This window comes from Kribbella sp. NBC_01510 (assembly GCF_045040325.1).
In the GTDB taxonomy this organism is placed as follows: Bacteria; Actinomycetota; Actinomycetes; order Propionibacteriales; family Kribbellaceae; genus Kribbella.
In genome coordinates, this window is the sequence record NZ_CP109418.1 from 6,387,907 (window position 1) to 6,409,362 (window position 21,456).

20 protein-coding genes are annotated in these 21,456 nt (G+C 67.8%); 17 read left to right on the plus strand and 3 right to left on the minus strand.

All coding sequences use genetic code 11. The features are described from left to right. Window positions 1-18 precede the first annotated feature (18 nt). The 4 genes from OG558_RS31645 to OG558_RS31660 all read left to right on the plus strand — a co-directional run bounded on the left by OG558_RS31645 (window position 19) and on the right by OG558_RS31660 (window position 3,407). A complete protein-coding gene (locus OG558_RS31645; protein ID WP_405066239.1) occupies window positions 19-1,077 on the plus strand; it encodes a sugar ABC transporter substrate-binding protein in 1,059 nt (352 codons plus the stop codon). Continuing rightward, window positions 1,077-1,844, plus strand: coding sequence for an ATP-binding cassette domain-containing protein (locus OG558_RS31650; RefSeq protein WP_405066240.1), 768 nt, complete (start codon window positions 1,077-1,079; stop codon window positions 1,842-1,844). The genes OG558_RS31645 and OG558_RS31650 overlap by 1 nt, the downstream gene beginning before the upstream one ends. Beyond that, complete coding sequence (locus OG558_RS31655) at window positions 1,841-3,067, plus strand: sugar ABC transporter permease (RefSeq protein ID WP_405066241.1); 1,227 nt, start codon at window positions 1,841-1,843, stop codon at window positions 3,065-3,067. The genes OG558_RS31650 and OG558_RS31655 overlap by 4 nt, the downstream gene beginning before the upstream one ends. 112 nt (window positions 3,068-3,179) lie before the next feature. Then, window positions 3,180-3,407 carry a hypothetical protein gene (locus OG558_RS31660; protein WP_329478256.1) on the plus strand — a complete coding sequence of 76 codons (228 nt, stop codon included), beginning with the start codon at window positions 3,180-3,182 and terminating at the stop codon, window positions 3,405-3,407. A 23-nt stretch (window positions 3,408-3,430) separates the two neighbouring features. On the opposite strand, the gene OG558_RS31665 is transcribed toward OG558_RS31660, so the two are convergent. Continuing rightward, complete coding sequence (locus OG558_RS31665; protein WP_329478253.1) at window positions 3,431-4,165, minus strand: MerR family transcriptional regulator; 735 nt, start codon at window positions 4,163-4,165, stop codon at window positions 3,431-3,433. Window positions 4,166-4,249: 84 nt separating this feature from the next. On the opposite strand from OG558_RS31665, the gene OG558_RS31670 reads away from it, so the two are divergent. The 9 genes from OG558_RS31670 (at window position 4,250) to OG558_RS31710 (ending at window position 15,865) form a co-directional block, all read left to right on the plus strand. Then, entirely contained in the window at window positions 4,250-5,470 is a 1,221-nt protein-coding gene (locus tag OG558_RS31670) for an acetyl-CoA C-acetyltransferase (protein WP_405066242.1), read from the plus strand. Next, a complete protein-coding gene (locus tag OG558_RS31675) occupies window positions 5,467-7,602 on the plus strand; it encodes a 3-hydroxyacyl-CoA dehydrogenase NAD-binding domain-containing protein (protein WP_405066243.1) in 2,136 nt (711 codons plus the stop codon). Before OG558_RS31670 ends, OG558_RS31675 begins: the two co-directional genes overlap by 4 nt. 200 nt (window positions 7,603-7,802) lie before the next feature. Then, window positions 7,803-9,089, plus strand: a complete 1,287-nt coding sequence (locus OG558_RS31680) for an ABC transporter substrate-binding protein (RefSeq protein WP_405066244.1) — start codon at window positions 7,803-7,805, stop codon at window positions 9,087-9,089. Further along, window positions 9,086-10,048, plus strand: a complete 963-nt coding sequence (locus OG558_RS31685; RefSeq protein ID WP_405066245.1) for a carbohydrate ABC transporter permease — start codon at window positions 9,086-9,088, stop codon at window positions 10,046-10,048. The genes OG558_RS31680 and OG558_RS31685 overlap by 4 nt, the downstream gene beginning before the upstream one ends. Beyond that, complete coding sequence (locus OG558_RS31690; RefSeq protein WP_405066246.1) at window positions 10,048-10,932, plus strand: carbohydrate ABC transporter permease; 885 nt, start codon at window positions 10,048-10,050, stop codon at window positions 10,930-10,932. The genes OG558_RS31685 and OG558_RS31690 overlap by 1 nt, the downstream gene beginning before the upstream one ends. A gap of 102 nt (window positions 10,933-11,034) precedes the next feature. Further along, window positions 11,035-12,249, plus strand: a complete 1,215-nt coding sequence (locus OG558_RS31695) for a M20 family metallopeptidase (RefSeq protein WP_405066247.1) — start codon at window positions 11,035-11,037, stop codon at window positions 12,247-12,249. Between the two features lie 800 nt (window positions 12,250-13,049). Next, a complete protein-coding gene (locus OG558_RS31700; RefSeq protein WP_405066248.1) occupies window positions 13,050-13,607 on the plus strand; it encodes a GNAT family N-acetyltransferase in 558 nt (185 codons plus the stop codon). A 103-nt stretch (window positions 13,608-13,710) separates the two neighbouring features. Continuing rightward, entirely contained in the window at window positions 13,711-15,141 is a 1,431-nt protein-coding gene (locus OG558_RS31705) for a serine hydrolase domain-containing protein (RefSeq protein WP_405066249.1), read from the plus strand. A gap of 133 nt (window positions 15,142-15,274) precedes the next feature. Continuing rightward, on the plus strand, window positions 15,275-15,865 hold the full coding sequence (locus OG558_RS31710; RefSeq protein ID WP_405066250.1) for a class I SAM-dependent methyltransferase: 591 nt from the start codon (window positions 15,275-15,277) through the stop codon (window positions 15,863-15,865). On the opposite strand, the gene OG558_RS31715 is transcribed toward OG558_RS31710, so the two are convergent. Further along, window positions 15,852-16,772 carry a LysR family transcriptional regulator gene (locus OG558_RS31715; protein WP_405066251.1) on the minus strand — a complete coding sequence of 307 codons (921 nt, stop codon included), beginning with the start codon at window positions 16,770-16,772 and terminating at the stop codon, window positions 15,852-15,854. The two genes, OG558_RS31710 and OG558_RS31715, sit on opposite strands and share 14 nt — an antisense overlap. 127 nt (window positions 16,773-16,899) lie before the next feature. Between OG558_RS31715 and OG558_RS31720 the strand changes: the two genes are divergently transcribed. After that, a complete protein-coding gene (locus tag OG558_RS31720; protein WP_405066252.1) occupies window positions 16,900-17,685 on the plus strand; it encodes a class I SAM-dependent methyltransferase in 786 nt (261 codons plus the stop codon). A 20-nt stretch (window positions 17,686-17,705) separates the two neighbouring features. Here the strand turns inward: OG558_RS31720 and OG558_RS31725 are convergent, their stop codons facing one another. Then, window positions 17,706-18,236: a YbhB/YbcL family Raf kinase inhibitor-like protein gene (locus tag OG558_RS31725; RefSeq protein WP_405066253.1), complete on the minus strand. Its 531-nt coding sequence runs from the start codon at window positions 18,234-18,236 to the stop codon at window positions 17,706-17,708. A 132-nt stretch (window positions 18,237-18,368) separates the two neighbouring features. Here OG558_RS31725 and cobT point away from each other — a divergent pair, with 132 nt between their 5' ends. From cobT to OG558_RS31740, 3 genes are read left to right on the plus strand one after another with little or no spacing between them, the layout of a single operon-like run. Next, window positions 18,369-19,409, plus strand: coding sequence for a nicotinate-nucleotide--dimethylbenzimidazole phosphoribosyltransferase (gene cobT, locus OG558_RS31730; RefSeq protein WP_405066254.1), 1,041 nt, complete (start codon window positions 18,369-18,371; stop codon window positions 19,407-19,409). Next, a complete protein-coding gene (gene cobA / locus OG558_RS31735; protein WP_405066255.1) occupies window positions 19,406-20,647 on the plus strand; it encodes a uroporphyrinogen-III C-methyltransferase in 1,242 nt (413 codons plus the stop codon). Before cobT ends, cobA begins: the two co-directional genes overlap by 4 nt. Continuing rightward, window positions 20,644-21,453, plus strand: a complete 810-nt coding sequence (locus tag OG558_RS31740) for a TrmH family RNA methyltransferase (RefSeq protein ID WP_405066256.1) — start codon at window positions 20,644-20,646, stop codon at window positions 21,451-21,453. Before cobA ends, OG558_RS31740 begins: the two co-directional genes overlap by 4 nt. Window positions 21,454-21,456: the final 3 nt, after the last annotated feature.

A 21,456-nucleotide genomic window follows, 5' to 3' on the forward strand; every position in this document is an offset into this window, starting at 1 on the left:
TCATGAGAGGTGATTCGCATGAAGCGCTTCGGGGTGTTGGCGGTGGCGGGGCTGATGGCGCTGGCGCCGGCGGCGTGTGGATCCGGCGCCGACGCGGGTGGTGGCAGTTCGGACGCGAAGATCGCCTTCCTGATGCCCGATATCGCCTCGACCCGGTACGAACTGTTCGACGCGCCGCTGTTCACCGCGAAGATGAAGGAGCTCTGCGGCGGCTGCACGGTGCTGTACCAGAACGCCGCGGCCGACCCGGCCAAGCAACAGCAGCAGGCGAACTCGATGCTCGCCCAGGGCGTGAAGGCGATCGTGATCGACCCGGTCGACTCCGCCGCGGCCGCGTCCATCGTCCAGGCCGCGCAGGGCCAGGGCGTACCGGTGATCGCCTACGACCGGCCGATTCCGGCGAAGAAGGCCGACTACTACATCTCGTTCGACAACGAGAAGATCGGCCGGATGATCGCCCAGTCGCTGGTCGACGACCTGAAGGCGACCAAGGCGACCGGCGGCATCCTGCAGGTCAACGGCTCGCCGACCGACGCCGCGGCCGGCCTGATCAAGAAGGGCATCCACAGCGCGGTCGATCCCAGTGGCTACAAACTGCTGGCCGAGTTCGACACCCCGGGCTGGGCGCCGCCGAAGGCACAGGAATGGGTGGGCGGCCAGATCACCCGGTTCCCGAACCAGATCGCCGGCGTGGTCGCCGCGAACGACGGGACCGGTGGCGCCACCATCGCCGCGTTCAAGGCGGCCGGCACCAAGACCGTCCCGCCGGTGACCGGCAACGACGCCGAGCTCGCCGCGCTGCAACGGGTGGTCTCCGGCGATCAGTACAACACCATCTCCAAGCCGATCAAGATCGTCGCCGATGCGGCCGCCACCGTCGCGCATGAGTTTGCCCAGGGCAACAAACCGGCCGGCAAGACGACCCTGTTCGACACCCCGTCCGAGCTGTTCACGCCGACCGTGGTGACCCGGGAGAACATCGCCGAGATCCTCAAGCAGCCCGGGTTCGCGGTGAAGATCGCCGACGTCTGCACGGCGGAGTACAAGGCGGCCTGCACGGAGCTGGGCCTGAGCTGATGGCGACGCTGCAGCTCTCCGGCATCAGCAAGAGCTTCGGTGCCGTGGCGGCCCTGACCGACGTCGAGCTCACCGTCGACGCCGGTCAGGTGGTCGCGATCGTCGGTGACAACGGCGCCGGCAAGTCGACGCTGGTCAAGGTGCTGTCCGGGGTGCACGCCCCGGACGGCGGCACGATCGTCTTCGACGGCCACGAGGTGACGATCCCGGGCCCGGCCGCGGCACACCGGCTCGGCATCGCGACCGTCTTCCAGGACCTCGCCCTCTGCGAGAACCTCAACGTGATCGAGAACCTCTTCCTCGGCCAGGAGGTCGGCCCGTTCCGGCTCGACGACGTGGCGATGGAGGTCCGGTCCTGGGAGTTGCTCCGGCAGTTGTCCGCGAAGCTCCCGACCGTGCGGCTTCCGGTCGCCGCGCTGTCCGGTGGTCAACGGCAGACGGTCGCGATCGCCCGCTCGCTGCTCGGCGACCCGAAGATCATCATCCTCGACGAGCCGACCGCGGCCCTCGGCGTCGCGCAGACCGCCGAGGTGCTGAACCTGATCGACCGGCTCCGCCAGAACGGCCACGGCGTGATCATGATCAGCCACAACATGGCCGACGTACGCGCGGTTGCCGACCAGGTCGTCGTACTGCGTCTCGGCCGGAACAGTGGCGTGTTCGACGCCCGGCGCACGTCGTCGGAGGAGATCGTTGCCGCGATCACGGGTGCTCGGGACAACGTGGTCTCCCAGCGCGCCGCCCGAGTTGAAGGAGCAGGCCAGTGACCGCAGCGGATCTGACGGACGAGCGGCTCCGGCAGGCGACCGGCCTGCGCGAGTCGGCGACCGAGTTGGTGGATCGGGTCCGGGCCGGCGAGCTCGGCATGGTGCCGGTCGTCGCCGGGCTGCTGGTGATCTGCGTGGTGCTGCAGATCCTGAACCCGATCTTCCTGTCCAGCACGAACCTCGTGAACCTCCTGATGGAGTGCGTCCCGGTCGGCATCATCGCGCTCGGGATCGTCTGCGTGCTGCTGGTCGGCCAGATCGACCTGTCCGTCGGGTCGATCAGCGGGCTGTCGGCGGCGATCATGGCGATCCTGGTCGTGAAGGAAGGCTGGCCGGCCTGGCTCGCGGTCCTGCTGGCGCTCGTCACGGGATGCGCGATCGGGCTGCTGTACGCCGAGATCTTCAACCGGGTCGGCATCCCGACGTTCGTGATCACGCTGGCCGGGCTGTTGTCGTTCCTCGGCCTGCAACTGAAGGCACTCGGGGCGATCGGGTCGGTGAACCTGCCGTTCGACTCCGGGCTGGTCGAGTTCGCCCAGTTGAACTTCGTCCCGGCCTGGTTGTCCTACGTGTTCGTGCTGCTCGCCGCGGCCGGGCTCTTCGTCGTCGGCTTCCTCCATGCGGCCAAGCGCCGTACGGCGAATCTGTCTGCCAGGTCGATGCGGTTCCTGCTGGTGCGAAGTGGCGTACTCGCGGTGGGGCTCGGCTTCGTGGCCTGGTACCTGAACCGGACGCGGGGGATCGGTTGGATGTTCGTGCTGTTCGTGGTCCTCGCTCTGGTGCTGCACTACGCGCTGACGTCGACCAAGTGGGGCAAGGCGGTCTATGCGGTCGGTGGCAACGTCGAGGCGGCGCGCCGGGCCGGCATCAATGTGCGGCTCGTCTATGCGTCCGTCCTCGCGATCTGTACGACGCTTGCCGCGTTCGGCGGAGTGCTGGGTGCCGCGAGGCTGGCCGCGGCCAACCAGGCGAGTGGCGGCGGTGACGTCAACCTGAACGCGATCGCGGCCGCCGTGATCGGTGGCACCAGCCTGTTCGGCGGCCGGGGTACGGCGTTCGCCGCTGTGCTGGGCATGCTCGTCATCCAGTCGATCTCGAGCGGACTGACGCTGCTCAGCCTCGACTCGTCGTACCGCTTCTTCGTCACCGGAGTGGTGCTGCTCCTGGCGGTCGGGGTCGACTCACTGGCCCGCCGCAGCCGCACGACGCACGGCCGCGCCTGAGCGGACGCGGGCCTGGTGTCGCGGGGGATACCGGCAGTATGGTGCGAACGTACGTGTGCCCTGGACCCAGGCGCTGAATGTGCCATTTCTTCGCGAGGGTTGGTGGGCCGCGATGACTTCGCAGTATCTCGAGCGCCTGGCGCGTTCTGACCGGTTGGACGCGTGGAAACCTGGGGAACTGACGGAGGCGCTGGCCGCCGTCGAGAATCTCGTCACCCTCAGCAGGCAACCACCCGGCGAGCCGAGGGTCCTCAATCTCCGGCTGGCGATCTACCGGCGGCGGCTGCGCTACGAACTGGATCAGCGAGCCGACCGCGACGAAGATGCCGGCGAGCCCTGACAGCGGAACGATGGCGCGGTCTGTCAGCGGCGCTGCTTGTTTTGGGTGCGGCGGATGGTGTCGCGCTGGGTCTCGCCGACGGCGCGTTCGTAGGCGAGCACGAGGCCCTGGATCGTGACCGGCTTGAACCGCTCGACCAGGTGCTGGATGTGCTCCGGCGGTCCACCCGAATCCCGGTAGTGCGGCCAGACCTTGCTCCGGAACACCTCGGTGAGTTCCTCGGCGATCGCCCGGCCGTGCTCGGTGAAGATCCGCCCCGCGTCCTGCACCGCCTCGACCGGTAGGTCCAGGTCGAGCAACTCGACCCCGAGGCTCAGGTGGGCGGTCGCGACCTGGAAGACGTCCTCGTCCGGCGTCGGTTCGACTACGCCGAGCGCGACCAGCATCTCGATGTCGTCGTCGGACAGTTCGCGTCCGGTACGGCGTACCAGCGCGGCGCGATCGAGGGTCTCGGGCAGGTCCCGCATCCACGGCGTCAGCAGCGTGCGATGCAGCGCGATGTCCTGCGGAGTCGCGTCGGTGGGGATGCGCTCCAGGTAGCCCTCGATCGCGGACAGCGTGAACCCATGAGCCTGCAGCTCACGTACCAGGTCGAGCCGGGCGATGTGTTCCGGTCCGTAGTACCCCACCCGCCCGCGCCGGATCGGCGGCGGGATCAGCCCGCGCCCGGCGTAGAACCGCAATGTCCGTACCGTCATTCCGACCCGCGCCGACAACTCGTCGACGGTGAGGGTCGCATCCCCCGCGACTTCCGACATGGCGCAGATCATAACGACCCTCCTTGACGATCGTGACACCACAACTGTCACAATCTGGGAGACGACTCGACCGACGGGATCATCATGAGTAGCGAAGCCTTCCTGTACGACGCGATCCGCACGCCCCGCGGCAAGGGCAAACCGACCGGCGCGCTGTACGAGGTCAAGCCGATCCAGCTGATCACCGGCCTCCTGCACGAACTGCGGAACCGCCATCCCGACCTGGATCCGGCCGTCATCGACGACGTCGTCCTGGGTGTCGTGACGCCGATCGGCGACCAGGGCATGGACATCGCCCGGACCGCGGTCCTCGCCGCGGGCTATCCGGAGACGACCGGTGGCGTGCAGTTGAACCGGTTCTGCGCCTCCGGCCTGGAAGCCGTGAACCAGGCGGCCCAGCGGGTCCGCTCGGGCTGGGAGGACTTCATCCTCGCGGGCGGCGTCGAGTCGATGTCGCGGGTGCCGATGGCCTCCGACGGCGGTGCCTGGGCGATGGACCCGGAGACCGCGCTGCAGACCAACTTCATCCCGCAGGGCATCAGCGCGGACCTGATCGCGACCCTCGACGGCTTCTCCCGCACGGACGTCGACACGTACGCCGCCGAGTCGCACGCACGCGCCGCGAAGGCCTGGGCCAACGGGTACTTCGCCCGCTCGGTGGTGCCGGTGAACGACCGCAACGGCCTGCAGATCCTCGACCATGACCAGCTCGTCCGGCCGGGTACGACGGTCGAGACGCTGGCCGGGCTGCCCGCGTCGTTCGCGGCGATCGGGGAGCACGGCGGGTTCGACGCGGTCGCGCTGGAGAAGTACCTGACCGTCGAGCGGATCGAGCACGTCCACCACGCGGGCAACTCGTCCGGGATCGTCGACGGCGCCGCCCTGGTTGCCATCGGCAACGAGAAGGCCGGCGACGCGCTCGGCCAGGCGCCCCGCGGCCGGGTGGTCGCGGCCGCGGTGAGCGGCGCGGACCCGACCATCATGCTGACCGGACCGGCACCGGCCGCCCGGAAGGCGCTGGCCAAGGCCGGGCTCGAGGCCGGCGACATCGACCTGTTCGAGATGAACGAGGCGTTCGCAGCCGCCGTCCTGCATTTCATGGCCGATCTCGGCGTACCGCACGAGAAGGTGAACGTGAATGGCGGCGCGATCGCGCTCGGGCACCCGCTCGGCGCGACCGGCGCGATGCTGATCGGAACCCTGCTGGACGAACTGGAGCGGCGCGAGCTCCGGTACGGACTGGCCACCCTGTGCGTCGGCGGCGGGATGGGCGTCGCGACGATCATCGAGAGGCTTGCGGCATGATCTCCTGGGACCTTGACGAGGGCATCGTCACGCTGACGATGGACGACCCCGGCGCGTCGGCGAACACGATGAACGAGGCGTACCTCGCGGCGATGGGCTCGGTGGTCGAGCGCCTGCGGGCCGAGAAGGACTCCCTGCGCGGTGTCGTGATCACCAGTGCGAAGTCCACCTTCTTCGCCGGCGGCAACCTCCAGATGCTGTCGCAGATCCAGCCCTCGCAGGCTGCCGAGGTGTTCGAGACGGTGGAGGAAGTGAAGCGGCAGCTCCGGGCACTGGAGACGCTGGGCGTCCCGGTCGTTGCCGCGATCAACGGCTCCGCTCTGGGCGGCGGCCTCGAGATCGCGCTCGCGTGCCACCACCGGATCGTTGCCGACGACAACCGGATCGAGATCGGCGTACCGGAGGTGACACTCGGTCTCCTGCCCGGCGGCGGTGGGGTGACCCGCACGGTCCGGATGCTCGGTCTGCAGGACGCGCTGATGAAGGTCCTGCTGCAGGGCCAGCGGATGAAGCCCGCGCACGCTCTGAGCGTGGGCATCGTCGACGAGGTGGTGCCGGCCGACGAGTTGCTCGACGCGGCGCGCCGGTGGATCTCGTCGTACGACGGGGACGCGAAGCAGCCGTGGGATCGGGACGGCTACAAGATCCCCGGCGGTACGCCGGCCTCGCCGAAGCTGGCCGCGTTCCTGCCGGCGTTCCCGGCGAACCTGCGCAAGCAGTTGAAGGGCGCGCCGTACCCGGCGCCGCGGGCGATCATGAGCGCGGCGGTCGAGGGCAGCCAGGTCGACTTCGCCACGGCGTCGCGGATCGAGTCGCGGTACTTCGTCTCGCTGGCGACCGGGCAGATCGCGAAGAACATGATCCAGGCGTTCTTCTTCGACCTGCAGGCGATCAACGCCGGCGCTTCCCGGCCGAGCGGCGTACCTCGCTACTCCGCGCGGAAGGTCGGTGTCCTCGGAGCCGGGATGATGGGCGCGGGGATCGCGTACGTGTGCGCGAAGGTGGGCATCGAGGTCGTACTCAAGGACGTCTCGCTCGACGCGGCTTCGAAGGGCAAGTCGTACTCCGAGAAGCTGCTCGCGAAGCAGGTGCAGAAGGGGCGTCTTTCCGCTGCCGACGTGGAAGCCTTCCTCAGCCGGATCACGCCGACCGCGGATCCGAACGACCTGGCCGGCTGCGACCTGGTGATCGAGGCGGTGTTCGAGAGCGAGGAGCTCAAGCAGAAGGTGTTCGCCGAGATCGCCGGTGTGGTCGAGCCGGATGCGCTGCTCTGCTCGAACACCTCGACTCTGCCGATCACCTCGCTCGCCGACGGCATCGACCGGCCGGACGACTTCGTCGGCATGCACTTCTTCTCGCCGGTCGACCGGATGCCGCTGGTCGAACTGATCGTGGGGGAGAAGACCGCGGACCGCACGATCGCCAAGGCGTACGACGTGGTCCGGCAGCTCAAGAAGACGCCGATCGTGGTCAACGACAGCCGGGGCTTCTTCACCTCGCGCGTGTTCGGCACGTTGGTGATGGAAGGCGCGGCGATGGTCGCCGAAGGCATCGATCCGGTGACGATCGAGCGCGCCGCGACCCAGGCGGGCTTCCCGGCGCCGCCGCTGGCGATGCTGGACGAGGTCACGCTGACGCTCCCACAGAAGATCCGCGACGCGGCCAAGGCGGCGGGCGACAGTGCGGGCGCGTTCGACGACCACCCGGGGATGGCGGTGACGGATCGGCTCGTGAACGAGTTCGACCGCCGCGGGAAGGCTGCCGGTGCGGGGTTCTACGACTATCCGGCCGACGGGCCGAAACGCTTGTGGCCAGGACTGTGGGAGCACTTCGCGCATGACGCCGAGGTGCCGCCGATCGATCTGCAGGAGCGGATGATCTTCGCGATGTCGCTCGAGACCGTCAAATGCCTCGACGAAGGAGTACTACGCTCCGTCGCCGACGCGAACATCGGCTCGATCTTCGGAATCGGTTTTCCGCCGCTGCACGGGGGCGCGTTGCAGTACGTCAACGCCTACGGATTGAAGGCTTTCGTGGAGCGGTCCCATGCACTGGCAGCGTCGTACGGCCGTCGTTTCGAGCCGCCGGCGTCTCTGCTGCGCAAGGCGGCGGCCGGCGAGATCTTCGGCTGATCACGGAGCGGTATCAACTCAAGCAAACTCCACAGAATCGAACAAATAACAGCGCGCCCGGTCTTGCGCCGGGCGCGCTTTTGCGTCATGGTGCTGGCACTTCTACAACGATTGACTTGACGGTGCCGGTACCTTCGGGCCGAAGTCTGAACACCTGGCGCCGTACCCCTGCGGCGTTGCTCCCCGGGAAGGTGGAATTCATGCCTGCTCATGTTCCGAACGCCGGTCTGACCCGGCGGGACCTGCTCAAGCGGACCGGTGGTCTGGCCGCCCTCGCCGCGTTCACCGCGGCCTGCGGAGGTAATACCGGCCGGCCGGCCTCGTCAGGCGCCAGTGGAGGCGGAGCGAAGGTCAATCTGGCCCAGTGGTACCACCAGTACGGCGAAGCCGGCACCCAGCAGGCGGCGGCGAAGTACGCCAAGGCCTACACCGACGCGAACGTCGCCGTGCAGTGGACGCCGGGTGACTACGGCGCCAAGCTCTCCTCCGGTCTGCTGTCCAGCAAGGGCCCGGACGTGTTCGAGAGCCAGCTCAACATCGGCATGGTGAAGAGCAATCAGGTCGTGCCGCTGGACGACATCATGGCCGACGTCAAGGACGACTTCCTGCCCGGCGACCTGGCCACCAACACGGTCGACGGCAAGATCTACGGCATCCGGATGATCATCGACCCGCAGGTCATCTACTACCGCAAGTCACTGCTGGACAAGGCCGGCATCAAGCCGCCGGAGACCATCGACGACCTGATTGCCGCGTCCAAGGAACTGACCACGAACAAGGTGAAGGGCATGTTCGTCGGCAACGACGGCGGCAACGCCATGGGTGGGCCGGCGCTTTGGTCGTCGGGTGGCTCCTACCTGACCGACGACAACAAGCCCGGCTTCACCGACGCCCGCGCGGCCCAGGCCTTCGGGAAGCTGCACGAGTTGTATGCGAGCAAGAGCATCCTGCTCGGCGCGCCGACGGACTGGTGGGATCCGAGCGCGATCAACCAGGGCCTGGTCGCGATGCAGTGGATCGGCATGTGGGCGGTGCCCGGGATGCAGAAGGCATTGGGTGACGACATCGGCGTGATCCCGTTCCCGAAGCTCGACGCGCAGAGCAAGCCGGCCGTGTACTCCGGCGGCTGGACCGAGTTCGTGTCCGCGAAGAGCGCGAACATCGACGCGGCGAAGAAGTACGTGAAGTGGCTGTGGCTCGACAAGGCGGACTTCCAGGAGGACTGGTCGCTGAACTACGGCTTCCACATCCCGCCGCGGAAGAGCCTCGCCGCCAAGGCGTCCAAGCTGCAGAGCGGCGTCGCGGCCGACACTGTCAAGCTGAACCAGGACTTCGGGCACACCGACAACCCGGCCTGGACCCCGAAGATGAACACGGCCTTCACGGACATGCTCACCAACGTCATCAAGAAGGGAGCCGACCCCGCCGCCGAGATCAGCAAAGCCGAGAAGACCGTCAACGCCGAGCTGTCCCGGTTGTTCGGATGAGCGCTCCGGTCAAAACCGCCCGGGCTGTGGACCCCGCCGTCACTGGTGAACGGCGGGGGACCCGGCGGCGCAAGGGGATCGCCGGGAACACCTTGTGGTTCTGGGTGTTCGTCGGCCCCTTCGTGCTCGGCCTGCTGATCTTCTCCTACCTGCCGATCATCTGGAGCCTGATCCTCAGCTTCTTCGAGGCCTACAACACGGCGACGCCGTCGAAGTTCGTCGGGCTCCGGAACTACATCGACATGCTCACCGACCACAACTTCTTGTCCAGCCTCGGCACGTTCACGATCTTCGCGGTGTTCATCGTGCCGCTGACGTTTGTCCTGTCGCTGGCGCTGGCGTTGCTGGTCAACCAGGTGAAGATCGCGCGGGCTTTCTTCCGGTCGGTGTTCTTCCTGCCGACCGCGTGCTCGTATGTGGTCGCGTCGCTGATCTGGCGGTTGTCGATCTTCAACGGGGTCCGGTTCGGTTTGGCGAACACGATCCTGGGCTGGTTCGGCATCGACGGGATCGCGTGGCTGTCGACGGTCGATCCGCCGTGGTACTGGCTTCCGTTGGTCACCGTGCGGCTGTGGCTGCAGCTCGGGTTCTACATGATCCTGTTCATCGCCGGACTGCAACGGATCTCGCCGACACTGTACGAGGCGGCGTACGTCGATGGGGCGAAGCCCGGGTGGCAGGTGTTCCGCTACATCACGTTGCCGCAACTGCGGGCGACGTCGGTCGCCGTACTGATCCTCAACCTGATCGCGGCGTACCAGGCGTTCGACGAGTTCTACAACCTGATCGGCAACGTGAACTACGCGCGGCCGCCGCTGGTCTACCTGTACGGGATCTCGTTGGGGACGATCCAGGACCTCGGCCACGGCTCCGCCGGCGCGCTCATCCTGGCGGTCATCATCATGATCGTGACCCTCGTGCAGGGCCGGATCCTCGGCTTCGGAAAGGCAGGTGACTGATGGCTGTCGCCGAGCGTACGACGGGAACCCCACAGCCGATCGGCTTCAGCCAGAGCGTCATGGGCCGGGTCGGGACGGTGCTGCGCTGGATCGCGCTGTTCATCGCGGTGGTGCTGTTCCTGATCCCGTTCTACCTGATTCTGCGCAACGCGTTGTCCACCGAAGCAGACATCACAGCGCCTGACTGGACGCTGTTCCCTTCACACCTTCAGTGGAGCAACATCAGCGAGCTGTTCAACGACACCGAGGTGCCGATGGCGCGGGCGCTGTACAACTCCGCCGTCGTCGCTGTGCTCGGGACCGGGGGACAGTTGCTGTTGGCATCGATGGCGGGGTACGGGCTGGCGCGTATCCCGTACCGGCACGCGGACAAGATCTTCTACGCGATCGTCGCGACACTGATGATCCCGGCCGCGGTGACGTTCATCCCGAGCTTCATCGTGGTGTCGTCGCTCGGATGGGTCTCGTCGTTGCGTGGTCTGATCATTCCGACGTTGTTCAGCGGGTTCGCGGCGTTCTTGTTCCGTCAGTACTTCCTGGGCTTCCCGAAGGAACTGGAGGAGGCGGCCCGGGTGGACGGTGCCGGCTATTTCGGTGTCTTCTGGCGGATCGTCGTACCGAACTCCCTGCCGTTCTTCGCCGCCATCGCCGCGATCACCTTCATCGCCAACTGGAACTCGTTCCTGTGGCCGCTGGTGATCGGGCAGGACTCCTCCTCGTGGACGGTCCAGGTCGCGATGTCCACCTTCGTCACCGCCCAAACCATCAACATCCACGAACTCTTCATGGCGGTAGCGGTCTCGATCCTGCCGCTGATCCTGATCTTCGCCTTCCTCCAGCGCTACCTGATCCAAGGCGTAACCCAATCCGGCATCAAAGACTGAAACGTCTGGAAAGCTCCGGCGGGGAGTCCACCAGGCTCCCCGCCGGCCCGCCACCCCACAACCGGGGCTGGTGCTGGAGGAGCGATGGCCTAATCTACGGTGGTGCAGTCTGAGAGCATCATCAGTCTGATCGACGAGGTTGTCCCGTCGCTTGACCGCGACCTGATCGACGTGCGCCGGGCGATCCACCGGCACCCGGAACTGGCCGGCAGCGAGGTGAGAACCGCGGCGCTCGTAGCCGACCAGTTGCGAGCGGCTGGGCTGGAGGTCTCGACGGGAGTCGGCGGGCATGGTGTGGTCGGCATCCTCGACTGCGCTGAGCCGGGAGCGACGATCGGGTACCGCGCGGACATGGACGCGGTGGCCATGGACGAAGCCTTTGAGTCCGAGTTCAGGTCACAGGTCGACGGAGCAGGGCACCTGTGCGGGCACGACGTCCACACGGCCATCGGAATCGGTGTCGCGCGAACCCTGGCCCGGGTGCGGGACCAATTGAGCGGGCGGGTCGTGTTCTACTTCCAGCCGGCCGAAGAAGCCCTCACTGGCGCGAAGGCGATGCTCGATGCACGCGGCCTCGAACTGGCCGAGCCCGACGAGATCTACGCACTGCATTGTGCGCACATCCCCGTCGGCACCTTCGCGGTGATGCCGGGCGGCGGACTGCCGGGGCACGACAACTTCGACCTGGAACTTTCTGGGCCGGAGGCGGCAGACAAGGCGGAGGAGATCGCCGCTCGGATCGCCTCCTGGTCCACGGTCAGGCCGCCGGCTACGCCGGAGCAACATGAACAGTTGCTGGCTGACCTGCAAGTGGAAGACGGCCCGCTGGCTCGCTTCGTATTCGCCGGCGCGTGGATCAGCAGGGATGAGACCCGCGCACAGGTGACCACGCATGGCTGGATCAAAGCGTGGCCTGACGACTCGTACCCCGGGATCCGGGAACGGGTGATGGATCTCGTGCAGGACGTTTGCGGGGCCGAGGGACTGAACCACCTGACTTTCCGGGAGGCGCCGTTCCCCGCCATGGTCTGTTCTGTGGACCTCAGCGAGTCGGCAGCGCAGTACTTTCGTACGACTTTCGGAGCCGACGCAGCGACGGTGCTGCATGCACCGTTTCCTTTCAACGGTGAGGATTTCGCCTACTTCCTCAACAGGGTTCGCGGGGCGATGTTCTTCGTCGGCGTGGCGAACCCGGCGGCCGGACTGAGCGGCATCGTGCACACCCCGACTTTTGCTGCCGACGAACGCGCAATCGCACTGGGAGTACGCGCGATGGCAGGTTGGCTCGCGACCCGCCTGTTCGCGCTGGCCGATTAGACCCGTCGAAACGAACCCGACGGTCGGCCCGACCGGCTCGACGCCGACGAGCGCCCGCCGTACGTCGCCGGGGTGTCTTCAGGTGCCAGACAGTGTCGGAGGCGGCTGCCACGTTGCCGACACCGAGTCTCCTACGCGAATGCGCGAGGTGCCGAGATCGAGGAGACCATCCTTCGCCTCGACTAGAGCTCGCGGCCCCAGTCGTGCAGGTCCGACCTCGGACAGGCAGTGGGGACCTCGGACACGGCACAGCCTGTCCGAGGCGCCCAGACGGTGTCCCATGCCCGGGACCGGTAACGGTCCCACCGCCGGCAAGACGACCCCGTCCAGTCACGGCGCTTGCCCGCCGATGCCGGCTGGTCGGGTGCGGACGGTCGCAGCCCGGGAGTGTGTTGCGGGCACGGCATCTGGAGCTCACGGTCCGGGCGGACGTGCCGTGGGACGGTGGTTTGCGGGAGGGGTGGGCAGCTCGACAGGAGGTGTACGGCCCGGGCCCTGCCGGGCCGGCGGCGCCAGGCGTGAACGCCTCGCCCGGCCAGCACCCTGGACCGACACCACCTGTCGAGCTGCACACCGGCCAGCCTGGCTCACCTCGCCCCCACATCCAGCAGAAGAGCCGCTATTTCTTGTCCCAGGCCCCCAGAACGTGCCCGAGGCTCCGAGAGGAGTCGGCAGCGACATCGGCGCGGGCGCGTCGATCATGGGCACCCGGCCAGGCCCTCGCCGCGGTGCTTTGCGTGCCAGGTGGGGCTGGACTTTGTCGGCGGGTTGGTGCCCTGGTGGGGTGAGAATGTTGGGTTGTGAACAACGGGAGCATCAGGGCTGGGTGGCTTACCTTGCGGCCGTTCACTGTGGCGGATGTTGGGTGGGTGTTCGAGGTTTCTCAGGACCCGGCGTTGCAGCAGTTCGTGCAGTTGCCTTCGCCGTACCTCATGGAGCATGCGCGGTTCTTCGTTGAGTGCTTGGCTATCGAGAAGGTGGCCAGCGGGGAGCGGGCGGAGTTCCTGGCCGAGGATGCGGAGACGGGGGAGCGGCTGGGGCGGGTTGGGCTGGGGATGAACGCGAATGCCTCGGCTGAGGTCGGCTACTGGGTTGCGCCGGGTGCTCGCGGGCGTGGTGTCGCGCCGTTGGCTGTGCGGGCCGTGTGCCGGTGGGCGTTCGCGCAGCGGCAGCTGGAGCTCATCGAGTGGCGTGCGGAGGTAGGCAATGACGCCTCGCGGCGAGTTGCGCAGAAGGTCGGGTTCTTCATGGAGGGGCAGTTGCGCCAACGATTGGTCCATCGCGGTCAGCGCGTCGACGCGTGGATCGGTTCACTGCTCAAGCGCGAGCTCGAGGCTGGATCCGAGCAGCCAGGATGACCGGTTGGCCGTTGAGTCCTTCGCTACCTGGCATGCCGGCGGGCGTTGGATGTCTCATATAATGTCCCGTACCTCGATTCCGCGGTCTTGTTAGGGTGCCTGGATGCCTTCTCAGCGCGTCGTACTGCCGCGGTCGACACCGACCGCCTCGGGGATGTCGTCGCGCTCGATCACCGCGCTGCTGGACCGGCTCGAAGCACGATCCGTCGAGTGTCACTCCATCATGGTCGTACGCCACGGTCACGTCGTGGCGGAAGGCTGCTGGACGCCGTACTCGGCCGAGCGCCCGCACCTTCTCTACTCGCTGACCAAGTCGTTCACCTCGATCGCCGTGGGGCTCGCCATCGCCGACGGGCTGCTCTCGCTGGACGATCGAGTGGTGGATGTGTTGCCTGACCACGTGCCGGCCGACATCTCGGAGCAGGGGCGCCGTCTCACCGTTCACCACCTGCTGTCCATGACGACCGGACATCGCACGGACAGCCTGACCGAGGCCTGGCAACTGGAACCGGGCGACCTGGTCAAGGGCTTCCTGCGCGTACCGTTTCCCGAGGCCGAGGGAACACGGCACGCCTACGACAATCCGACCACCTTCATCCTGGCGAGGATGGTCGAGCGAGTCACGGGCCGCGGCCTCCCGGAGCTACTCGACGAGCGCCTCTTCCGGCCGATGGGCGTCGACCACGCCGAATGGGACCGGGTGGCGAGCGGTGCCGCCTTCGGATTCCACGGACTGCACCTCACGACCGAGGCCGTCGCCGCCTTCGGTGAACTGCTGCTTCGCAAGGGCCTTTGGGGCGACCGGCGGCTCGTCCCGCACGAATGGGTGGAGCTTGCAACCAGACGGCACATCGGCACCCTGCCGTTCGAGGGCGGATCGGGGGACGCCGACTACCTGTGCGGTTACGGTTATCAGTTCTGGATCTCGCGTCACGGTTACCACGGTGACGGCTCCTTCGGCCAGCTGTGCGTGGTCGTCCCGTCGCACGATCTCGTGGTCGCCGTGACCGGCGCCACTACGCAGGCACAGGCAATTCTCGACACAATATGGGAGTGTCTGCTGCCGGGCATGGACCAGGCGGGAAGCACCCGGGAGGACGAGATCCTCGCCGATCGGCTGCGGCGGCTGTCATTCGCACCGGTGTTGGGTTCGGCCGTTCCGGATCGTTCGCTCACGGCGAGATTCGACGCCTCCGCCGAGAATTCGGCTCTGCCCGACGGAACCACGGTGATCGTCGATCCCGTGGACGGTGGATGGCTCCTGCGCTTCGGGGCATCCCTCAGGGTCGAGGTCGGCCACGGCGAGTGGCGGGAAAGCTCGCCGCTCGGCCGCCCTGTGGTCGCGGCCGGCGCGTGGCGGGGAAACACGTTCGTCGCAGAGCTTTACGTCATCACCACCCCGCACCGGGTCCGGCTGGTGGTCGACGCCGACGCGGGGACAGCGGTGGCGACGTGGAACATCGTGCCCCTGACCAGCCCCAGTCTGGCGTTGCATTTGCGGTCGCCGCTGATGACAAGGCCTGACGTCTCGTAGGTGATGTTGGCTACGGGATGTCTCGTCACCAGGCGCTGGTCTAGCCTGTCTGGGCAGGAAGGGGACGACGTTGTCGGAGCTATCAGGAACCGGCGATCCGTTCGGTGGGCGGCGGCCGACGAGTCATGAGCGGATGACTGGCGAGCCTTGGGATGCGTCGTACCACGATGGTCCTGCGCCGTGGGATTTCGGCGGCGCTCAGCCTGCGGTGATGCGACTGGCCGCCGAAGGTGCGTTCACCGGTTCGGTCCTCGATGCAGGCTGCGGTAGTGGCGAGAACGCCCTGCACATCGCCTCGCTGGGTGCGTCGGTCGTAGGCGTCGACGTTGCCGAAACCGCCTTGGCCTTAGCCCGCCAGAAGGCCGTCGGCCGGGGCATCAAAGCCGACTTCACCACAGCCGACGCACTCCACCTGGATCGCTTGGGACGCACGTTCGACACCGTTCTGGACTGCGGCCTGTTCCATTCGTTCGACGCCGACGAGCGCCCGCCGTACGTCGCCGGCCTGGCCTCGGTCACCAAACCCGACGGAACCCTCTACGTCCTCTGCTTCAGCAACGAAGGCCCCGACACCGGCCCTCACCCCGTCACCCGCGAAGACCTGACAGCAGCCTTCAACCCCAACACCGGCTGGCACATTGCCACGCTCGAAAACACCAAGCTCGAAACGCGCTACCACAACAACGGCGCCCCAGCCTGGCTGGCAACAATCAACCGGACGTGACGTCAGGCATTGGCACTTGCTGGGTGAGGTGGGATTGGAAGTGGGAGGCGAGGTCGGTGGCTATTTCTATGGTTCGTTTGGTGAGGGGGGATTGGGTGCGGCCGGAGGGCCAGAGGAGGTAGATCTCGCGGCGGGGTGGGGCGGGGAGTAGGTCATGGATGGACAGGGCCGGGTCGGGGGTGGTCAGGACCAGGCGGGGGAGTACGGCGGAGCCGAGGCCGGATCGGACCATTGCCAGTACGGCTTCGTTGCCTGCGGCCCGGAACACGATGTGGGGATGTACGTCGTTGGTGGCGAACAACTGTTCCACACGGGGCTGGTCGCAGGTGGGTGGCCAGGCAACCATGGGGGCGCGGTGGAGGCTGGTGAGCTGGACCGGGCCTTCTGGGAAGGCGCCACGTGGGGCGACCAGGACGTACGGGTCGTCGAGCAGTCTGAGGTGTTCGATGTCGCCGGCGACGCGGCCGTCGAAGAACATCAGGTCCACCTTGTCGACCGGTGGCGGATCGGATTCGTCCTCGAACAGGCGGATGTCGCAGCCGGGATGTTCCTCGCGCAGTTGGCGGACGACGTGGGGGAGGAGCACGTTGGAGACGCTTTGGAAGGTGCCGATGTCGATGCGTCCCTCGCCGGCTTTGAACCGGTCGAGTGCGGCGGTCATGGCTTGGCTCCTGGCCAGCAGGTCGCGACCGTGGGACAACACGACCGTGCCGAGCGGGGTGATCCGCACCGGCTTCGGGCCGCCGGGGCGGTCGAACACCGCGCCGCCGACGGCCTTCTCCAGCGCGGCGATGTGCTGGCTCACCGTCGACTGGGTGTAGCCGAGCCGGGTGGCAGCCCGACCGAACGAGCCCTCGTCGGCGACGGCGGCGAGGGTGGCGACATGCCGGAGTTCAACGTCGGACACGGAGGCGAGCGTACGCCGGATGATCGTGGTTCGCGATGGGGTCGATCGAGGACTATCGCTTTTCACGATGCTGAGCCCGGCCTAGCGTCGTTGCCGTGAGCTGGGGAACGACGAAGGGGAAGCGACCATGACGGCCGAAGCGCAACGCGGGCAGTTCGACTACGACGCCGAGCTGAGTCGGTATCACCCGCGGCTACTGGCGGCGATGGATGTCAGACCCGATGACCACGTGCTCGACATCGGATGCGGTAGCGGGCTCACCACCCGGGCGGCGGCCAAGAGCGCGGTCTCCGGGAGTGCGCTCGGCGTCGACGTCTCCGCCGAGAGGTTGGCGGCTGCCCGCCGACTCAGCGAGCAGGAGGGCCTGCTGAATGTCCGCTTCGAGCGGGCAGATGCTCAGACACATCTCTTTCCGGCGGAGAGCTTCTCCCTCGGTATCAGTCGTTTCGGCACGATGTTCTTCAGTGACCCGGAGGCCGCGTTCACCAACATCGCCCGCGCGTTGCGTCCGGGGGCACGGCTGGTGCAGCTGGTCTGGCAGGACAGAAGGCACCAGGAGTGGGACGCCGTGGTCCGTCGTACGCTCGCCACCGGACGGACGGCGTCGGACACCGGAGGCGGACCGTTCTCGCTCGCTGACCCCGCGGCCGTGGAGCGTCTCCTGACCGGCACTGGGTTCACCGACGTACAGGCGATCGACGTCCGTGAACCCGTGTACTACGGCCCTGACGCGGACGCCGCGTGCGACGCCATACGAAGCCTTTGGCTGACAAGGGACCTGCTCGCCGAGCTCGGCCCCGCGCGTGCCGAACAGGCCCTCGACCGACTGCGTGCCAGCCTCGCCAGCCGTCAAACCGCGGACGGCGTGTGGTTCGACTCTCGCGCTTGGATCGTCACCGCACGCCGCCCGTAGTATCCGGGCCGGCTGGGCAATCAGGCCGGGATCTGGTAGGTCGGGGTGAGGATGGCTCGGGCGAGGGTGTGGAAGGCCAGGTTGAAGGAGACGACGGCGGGGGTGGCGCCGGAGTCCACGTCGAGGGCTTCTACGTCGATGGCGTGGACGACAAAGTAGTAGCGGTGGACCTGGTCGTTGGGCGGCGGAGCGGCGCCGCCGAAGTTCTTGGTGCCGAAGTCGTTGCGGACGTGGAAGGCGCCGTTGTCGAGGCGCTCCGTCGCACCGGCGCCGGCCGGGAGCTCCGTCACCGTGGCCGGCAGATTGACCAGGATCCAGTGCCAGAAGCCGGACGGTGTCGGGGCGTCGGGGTCATAGCAGGTGACCACGAAGGCCTTGGTCTCGGCGGGGAATCCGGACCAGCTGAGCTGCGGCGAGGTGTTTCCGCCGGCGAACGCATGGGCGTCGGGCAACTGCTGACCGTCGGTGACATCGGTGCTGGTGACGGTGAACGCTCCGCACTTCGGCAGGAGTTCGTACGGGTCCGGGGCGACTGGACGATCGAGCGACATCGGTGATCCTCCGGGATCTCGCGAGTGTGGTGATTCCGACATTACTGTCCACATCTCACCGGTCCGTCCCGGGGCGCGCGCGGGGATGCGAAGATCGGAGCGGTACGACGGCAGACGTGAGCGGAGGACGTGGTGGAGGAGTATCTGGAGCGGATCGTTCCGGCGGATCCCGAGGCGATGCGGGCTGCCGCCGAGCGGCAGACGATCCTGACGAAACCGGCTGGATCCCTCGGCATCCTCGAGGACCTGTCCGTCCAAGTCGCCGGGATGACCGGCACGTGCCCGCCCGCGATCCCCGCGCCCGCCGTGGTGACCGTGTTCGCCGCGGACCACGGCGTCCACGCGCAGGGTGTGTCGCCGTGGCCGCAGGAGGTGACCGCCGCGATGCTGGCGAACTTCGCCGCCGGCGGTGCCGCGGTGAACGCGTTCGCAGCGAACAACCGGGTCGACGTCCGCGTGGTCGACGTCGGCGTGGCGACGCCCGTCGACGAGCTGGACATCATCCACGCGAAGGTGCGCCCCGGCACCCGCGACCTGTCCACGACCGACGCCCTGACCGAGGACGAGACCAGGGCCGCGATCGCGGTCGGCTTCGACCTGGCGGACTCACTGGTCAAGGACGGCTACCGGTGTCTGCTCACCGGTGACATGGGGATCGCGAACACCACCGCGAGCGCCGCCCTGATCGCCACGTTCACCGGCTCGACCGCCGACGTGGTCACCGGCCGCGGTACCGGCATCGACGACGCCACGCTGGCCCACAAGACCGCGATCGTGCGGTCCGCTTTGCAGTTGCACGACGTACCGGCGACCGACCCGCTCAAGGCACTCCAGGCGTACGGCGGCCTCGAGCATGCGGCCCTGGCCGGGTACATCCTCGGCGGCGCGGCCAACAAGGTGCCGGTGATCCTGGACGGCGTGATCGCGGGAGCCGCCGCGCTCGTCGCGCAGGCCTTCCACCCGGCGGTGATCGACTACTGCGTCGCCGGGCACCGGTCCGCCGAGCCGGGACACGCGGTCGCGCTGAAGACGCTCGGCCTGCAGCCGTTGGTCGACCTCGATCTTCGGCTCGGTGAGGGGACCGGCGCGGTCCTTGCGTACCCGATCCTGACCTGTGCGGTACGAGCGCTGGACGAGATGGCGACGTTCGAGTCCGCGGGAATCGACTCGTGACGAGCCAATACCTGTCTGGTCTGGTCCTCGAGGGGCGGCGCGTTGTCGTCGTCGGAGGCGGCGGTGTCGCCCAGCGGCGGCTTCCACGCCTGCTGGAATCGGGCGCGAAGATCGACCTCATCTCGCCGTCGATCACGCCGACGATCGAGGGCCTGCTGAACAACCCGTCGCTGACGTGGATCGAGCGGGGCTACGCGGACGGCGACCTCGACAGTGCCTGGTACGTCGTGGTGGCGACGGACGACGCCGCGGTGAACGACCGGATCTCGGCGGACGCCGACGAACGGCGAATCTTCTGTGTCCGCTCCGACGACCGGTCCCGCGCGACCGCGTGGACCCCCGCGTCCGGGCAGCATGACCAGGTGACCATCGGCGTACTCGGTGGCGGCGATCACCGGCGCTCGGCCGAGGTCCGCGACGCGATCCTGGAAGGCCTGCGGACGGGGCAGCTCGGAGCGCGCACCCAGGACAAGAAACCGGGGGTGTATCTCGTCGGCGGCGGACCGGGCGATCCGGATCTGATCACCGTCCGCGGCCGGCGGTTGCTGGCCGAGGCCGACGTGGTCGTGGCGGATCGGCTTGCGCCGCAGCAGTTGCTGGATGAGCTGCACCCCGATGTCGAGCTGTTCGACGCGGCGAAGCTTCCGCGTGGACGGGCGGCTCAGCAGGAGGAGATCAACCGGATCCTGGTCGATCGCGGTCGCCAGGGGAAGGTCGTCGTCCGGCTGAAGGGCGGCGATCCGTACGTGTTCGGCCGCGGCTTCGAGGAGGCGCTCGCCTGCGCCGAGGCCGGGGTGCCGTGGTCGGTGGTGCCGGGGATCACGAGCTCGATCTCGGTGCCGGCGGTGTCCGGGATCCCGGTCACGCATCGCGGCGTGACGCATGAGTTCACCGTGGTCTCGGGGCATATTCCGCCGTCGCATCCGGATTCGCTGATCAACTGGGACGCGCTCGCCCAGTTGAGCGGGACGCTCGTCCTGCTGATGGCGGTCGAGAATCTGCCGGCGATCACCGAGCGGCTGATCGCCGCCGGCCGGCCGAAGGCGACGCCCGCCGCGGCGATTGCCGACGGCACCCTTCCGGGGCAGCGGATGGTGACGTCCGACCTGGCCGGGATCGCCGCCGCGATGGCCGAGGCCGGCGTCGGCGCACCCGCTATCGTTGTCATCGGCAACGTTGTGGAGGTGGCCGCGCAAGCGCGCGATGGGCACGGCGACGACGGGCCGGGGCCGGCGTGAGTTCGCTGGTGCCGCTGGATGATCCGGCGGATCCGCGGCTGGCGGACTATGTTCAGCTGCGGGAGGTGAACCTGCGGCGCCTGCTCGAGGAGGAGCACGGCCTGTTCATTGCCGAGGGCGACAAAGTGATCCGGCGCGCCGCAGACGCCGGGTACGAGCCGCGCTCGTTCCTGCTCGCGCCGCGCTGGCTGGAGTCCCTGCACGAGGTGCTGGCGAAATGGCCGGACAAGCCGGTGTTTGTCGTCTCCGAGGAGCTGGCCGAGCAGGTCACCGGATTCCACGTGCACCGTGGCGCGCTCGCGTCGTACCGGCGTCGCGCCGCCCGGCCACTGACCGAACTCCTCCGGGACGCACCCCGGCGGATCGCGATCTTCGACGACATCGTGGATCACACCAACGTGGGCGCCGGCTTCCGGGCCGCCGCGGCGATGGGCGTCGAGCTCGTCCTCGTCACCCCGACCTGCGCGGATCCGCTGTACCGGCGCTCGATCAAGGTCTCCATGGGCGCGGTCTTCCAGGTCCCGTGGACCCGGCTCGACACCTGGCCCGGCGATCTCGAGCTGCTCCAGGACAGCGGGTACGTCGCCGCCGCGTTCGCGCTCACCGACGACTCGATCACGCTCGACGACCTCGCCGCACGCCACGACGAACGGCTCGCGCTGATCTTCGGCACCGAAGGGCACGGCCTCAAGCCGCACGTGCTCGACAAGGCAGACCTGACCGTACGCATCCCGATGGCCGGCGGCGTCGACTCCCTCAATGTGGCATCCTCAGCAGCAGTCGCGTTCTACGCCACGCGACCGTAGGGG

What these genes read in the sequence shown, in the direction of transcription:
- OG558_RS31685 (WP_405066245.1), top strand. Translation starts at nt 9,086, where the DNA reads ATGAGCGCTCCGGTCAAAACCGCCCGGGCTGTGGACCCCGCCGTCACT.
- OG558_RS31705 (WP_405066249.1), top strand. Translation starts at nt 13,711, where the DNA reads ATGCCTTCTCAGCGCGTCGTACTGCCGCGGTCGACACCGACCGCCTCG.
- OG558_RS31690 (WP_405066246.1), top strand. Translation starts at nt 10,048, where the DNA reads ATGGCTGTCGCCGAGCGTACGACGGGAACCCCACAGCCGATCGGCTTC.
- OG558_RS31665 (WP_329478253.1), bottom strand. Translation starts at nt 4,165, where the DNA reads ATGTCGGAAGTCGCGGGGGATGCGACCCTCACCGTCGACGAGTTGTCG.
- OG558_RS31670 (WP_405066242.1), top strand. Translation starts at nt 4,250, where the DNA reads ATGAGTAGCGAAGCCTTCCTGTACGACGCGATCCGCACGCCCCGCGGC.
- OG558_RS31650 (WP_405066240.1), top strand. Translation starts at nt 1,077, where the DNA reads ATGGCGACGCTGCAGCTCTCCGGCATCAGCAAGAGCTTCGGTGCCGTG.
- OG558_RS31660 (WP_329478256.1), top strand. Translation starts at nt 3,180, where the DNA reads ATGACTTCGCAGTATCTCGAGCGCCTGGCGCGTTCTGACCGGTTGGAC.
- OG558_RS31720 (WP_405066252.1), top strand. Translation starts at nt 16,900, where the DNA reads ATGACGGCCGAAGCGCAACGCGGGCAGTTCGACTACGACGCCGAGCTG.
- OG558_RS31645 (WP_405066239.1), top strand. Translation starts at nt 19, where the DNA reads ATGAAGCGCTTCGGGGTGTTGGCGGTGGCGGGGCTGATGGCGCTGGCG.
- OG558_RS31725 (WP_405066253.1), bottom strand. Translation starts at nt 18,236, where the DNA reads ATGTCGCTCGATCGTCCAGTCGCCCCGGACCCGTACGAACTCCTGCCG.
- OG558_RS31680 (WP_405066244.1), top strand. Translation starts at nt 7,803, where the DNA reads ATGCCTGCTCATGTTCCGAACGCCGGTCTGACCCGGCGGGACCTGCTC.
- OG558_RS31675 (WP_405066243.1), top strand. Translation starts at nt 5,467, where the DNA reads ATGATCTCCTGGGACCTTGACGAGGGCATCGTCACGCTGACGATGGAC.
- OG558_RS31710 (WP_405066250.1), top strand. Translation starts at nt 15,275, where the DNA reads ATGACTGGCGAGCCTTGGGATGCGTCGTACCACGATGGTCCTGCGCCG.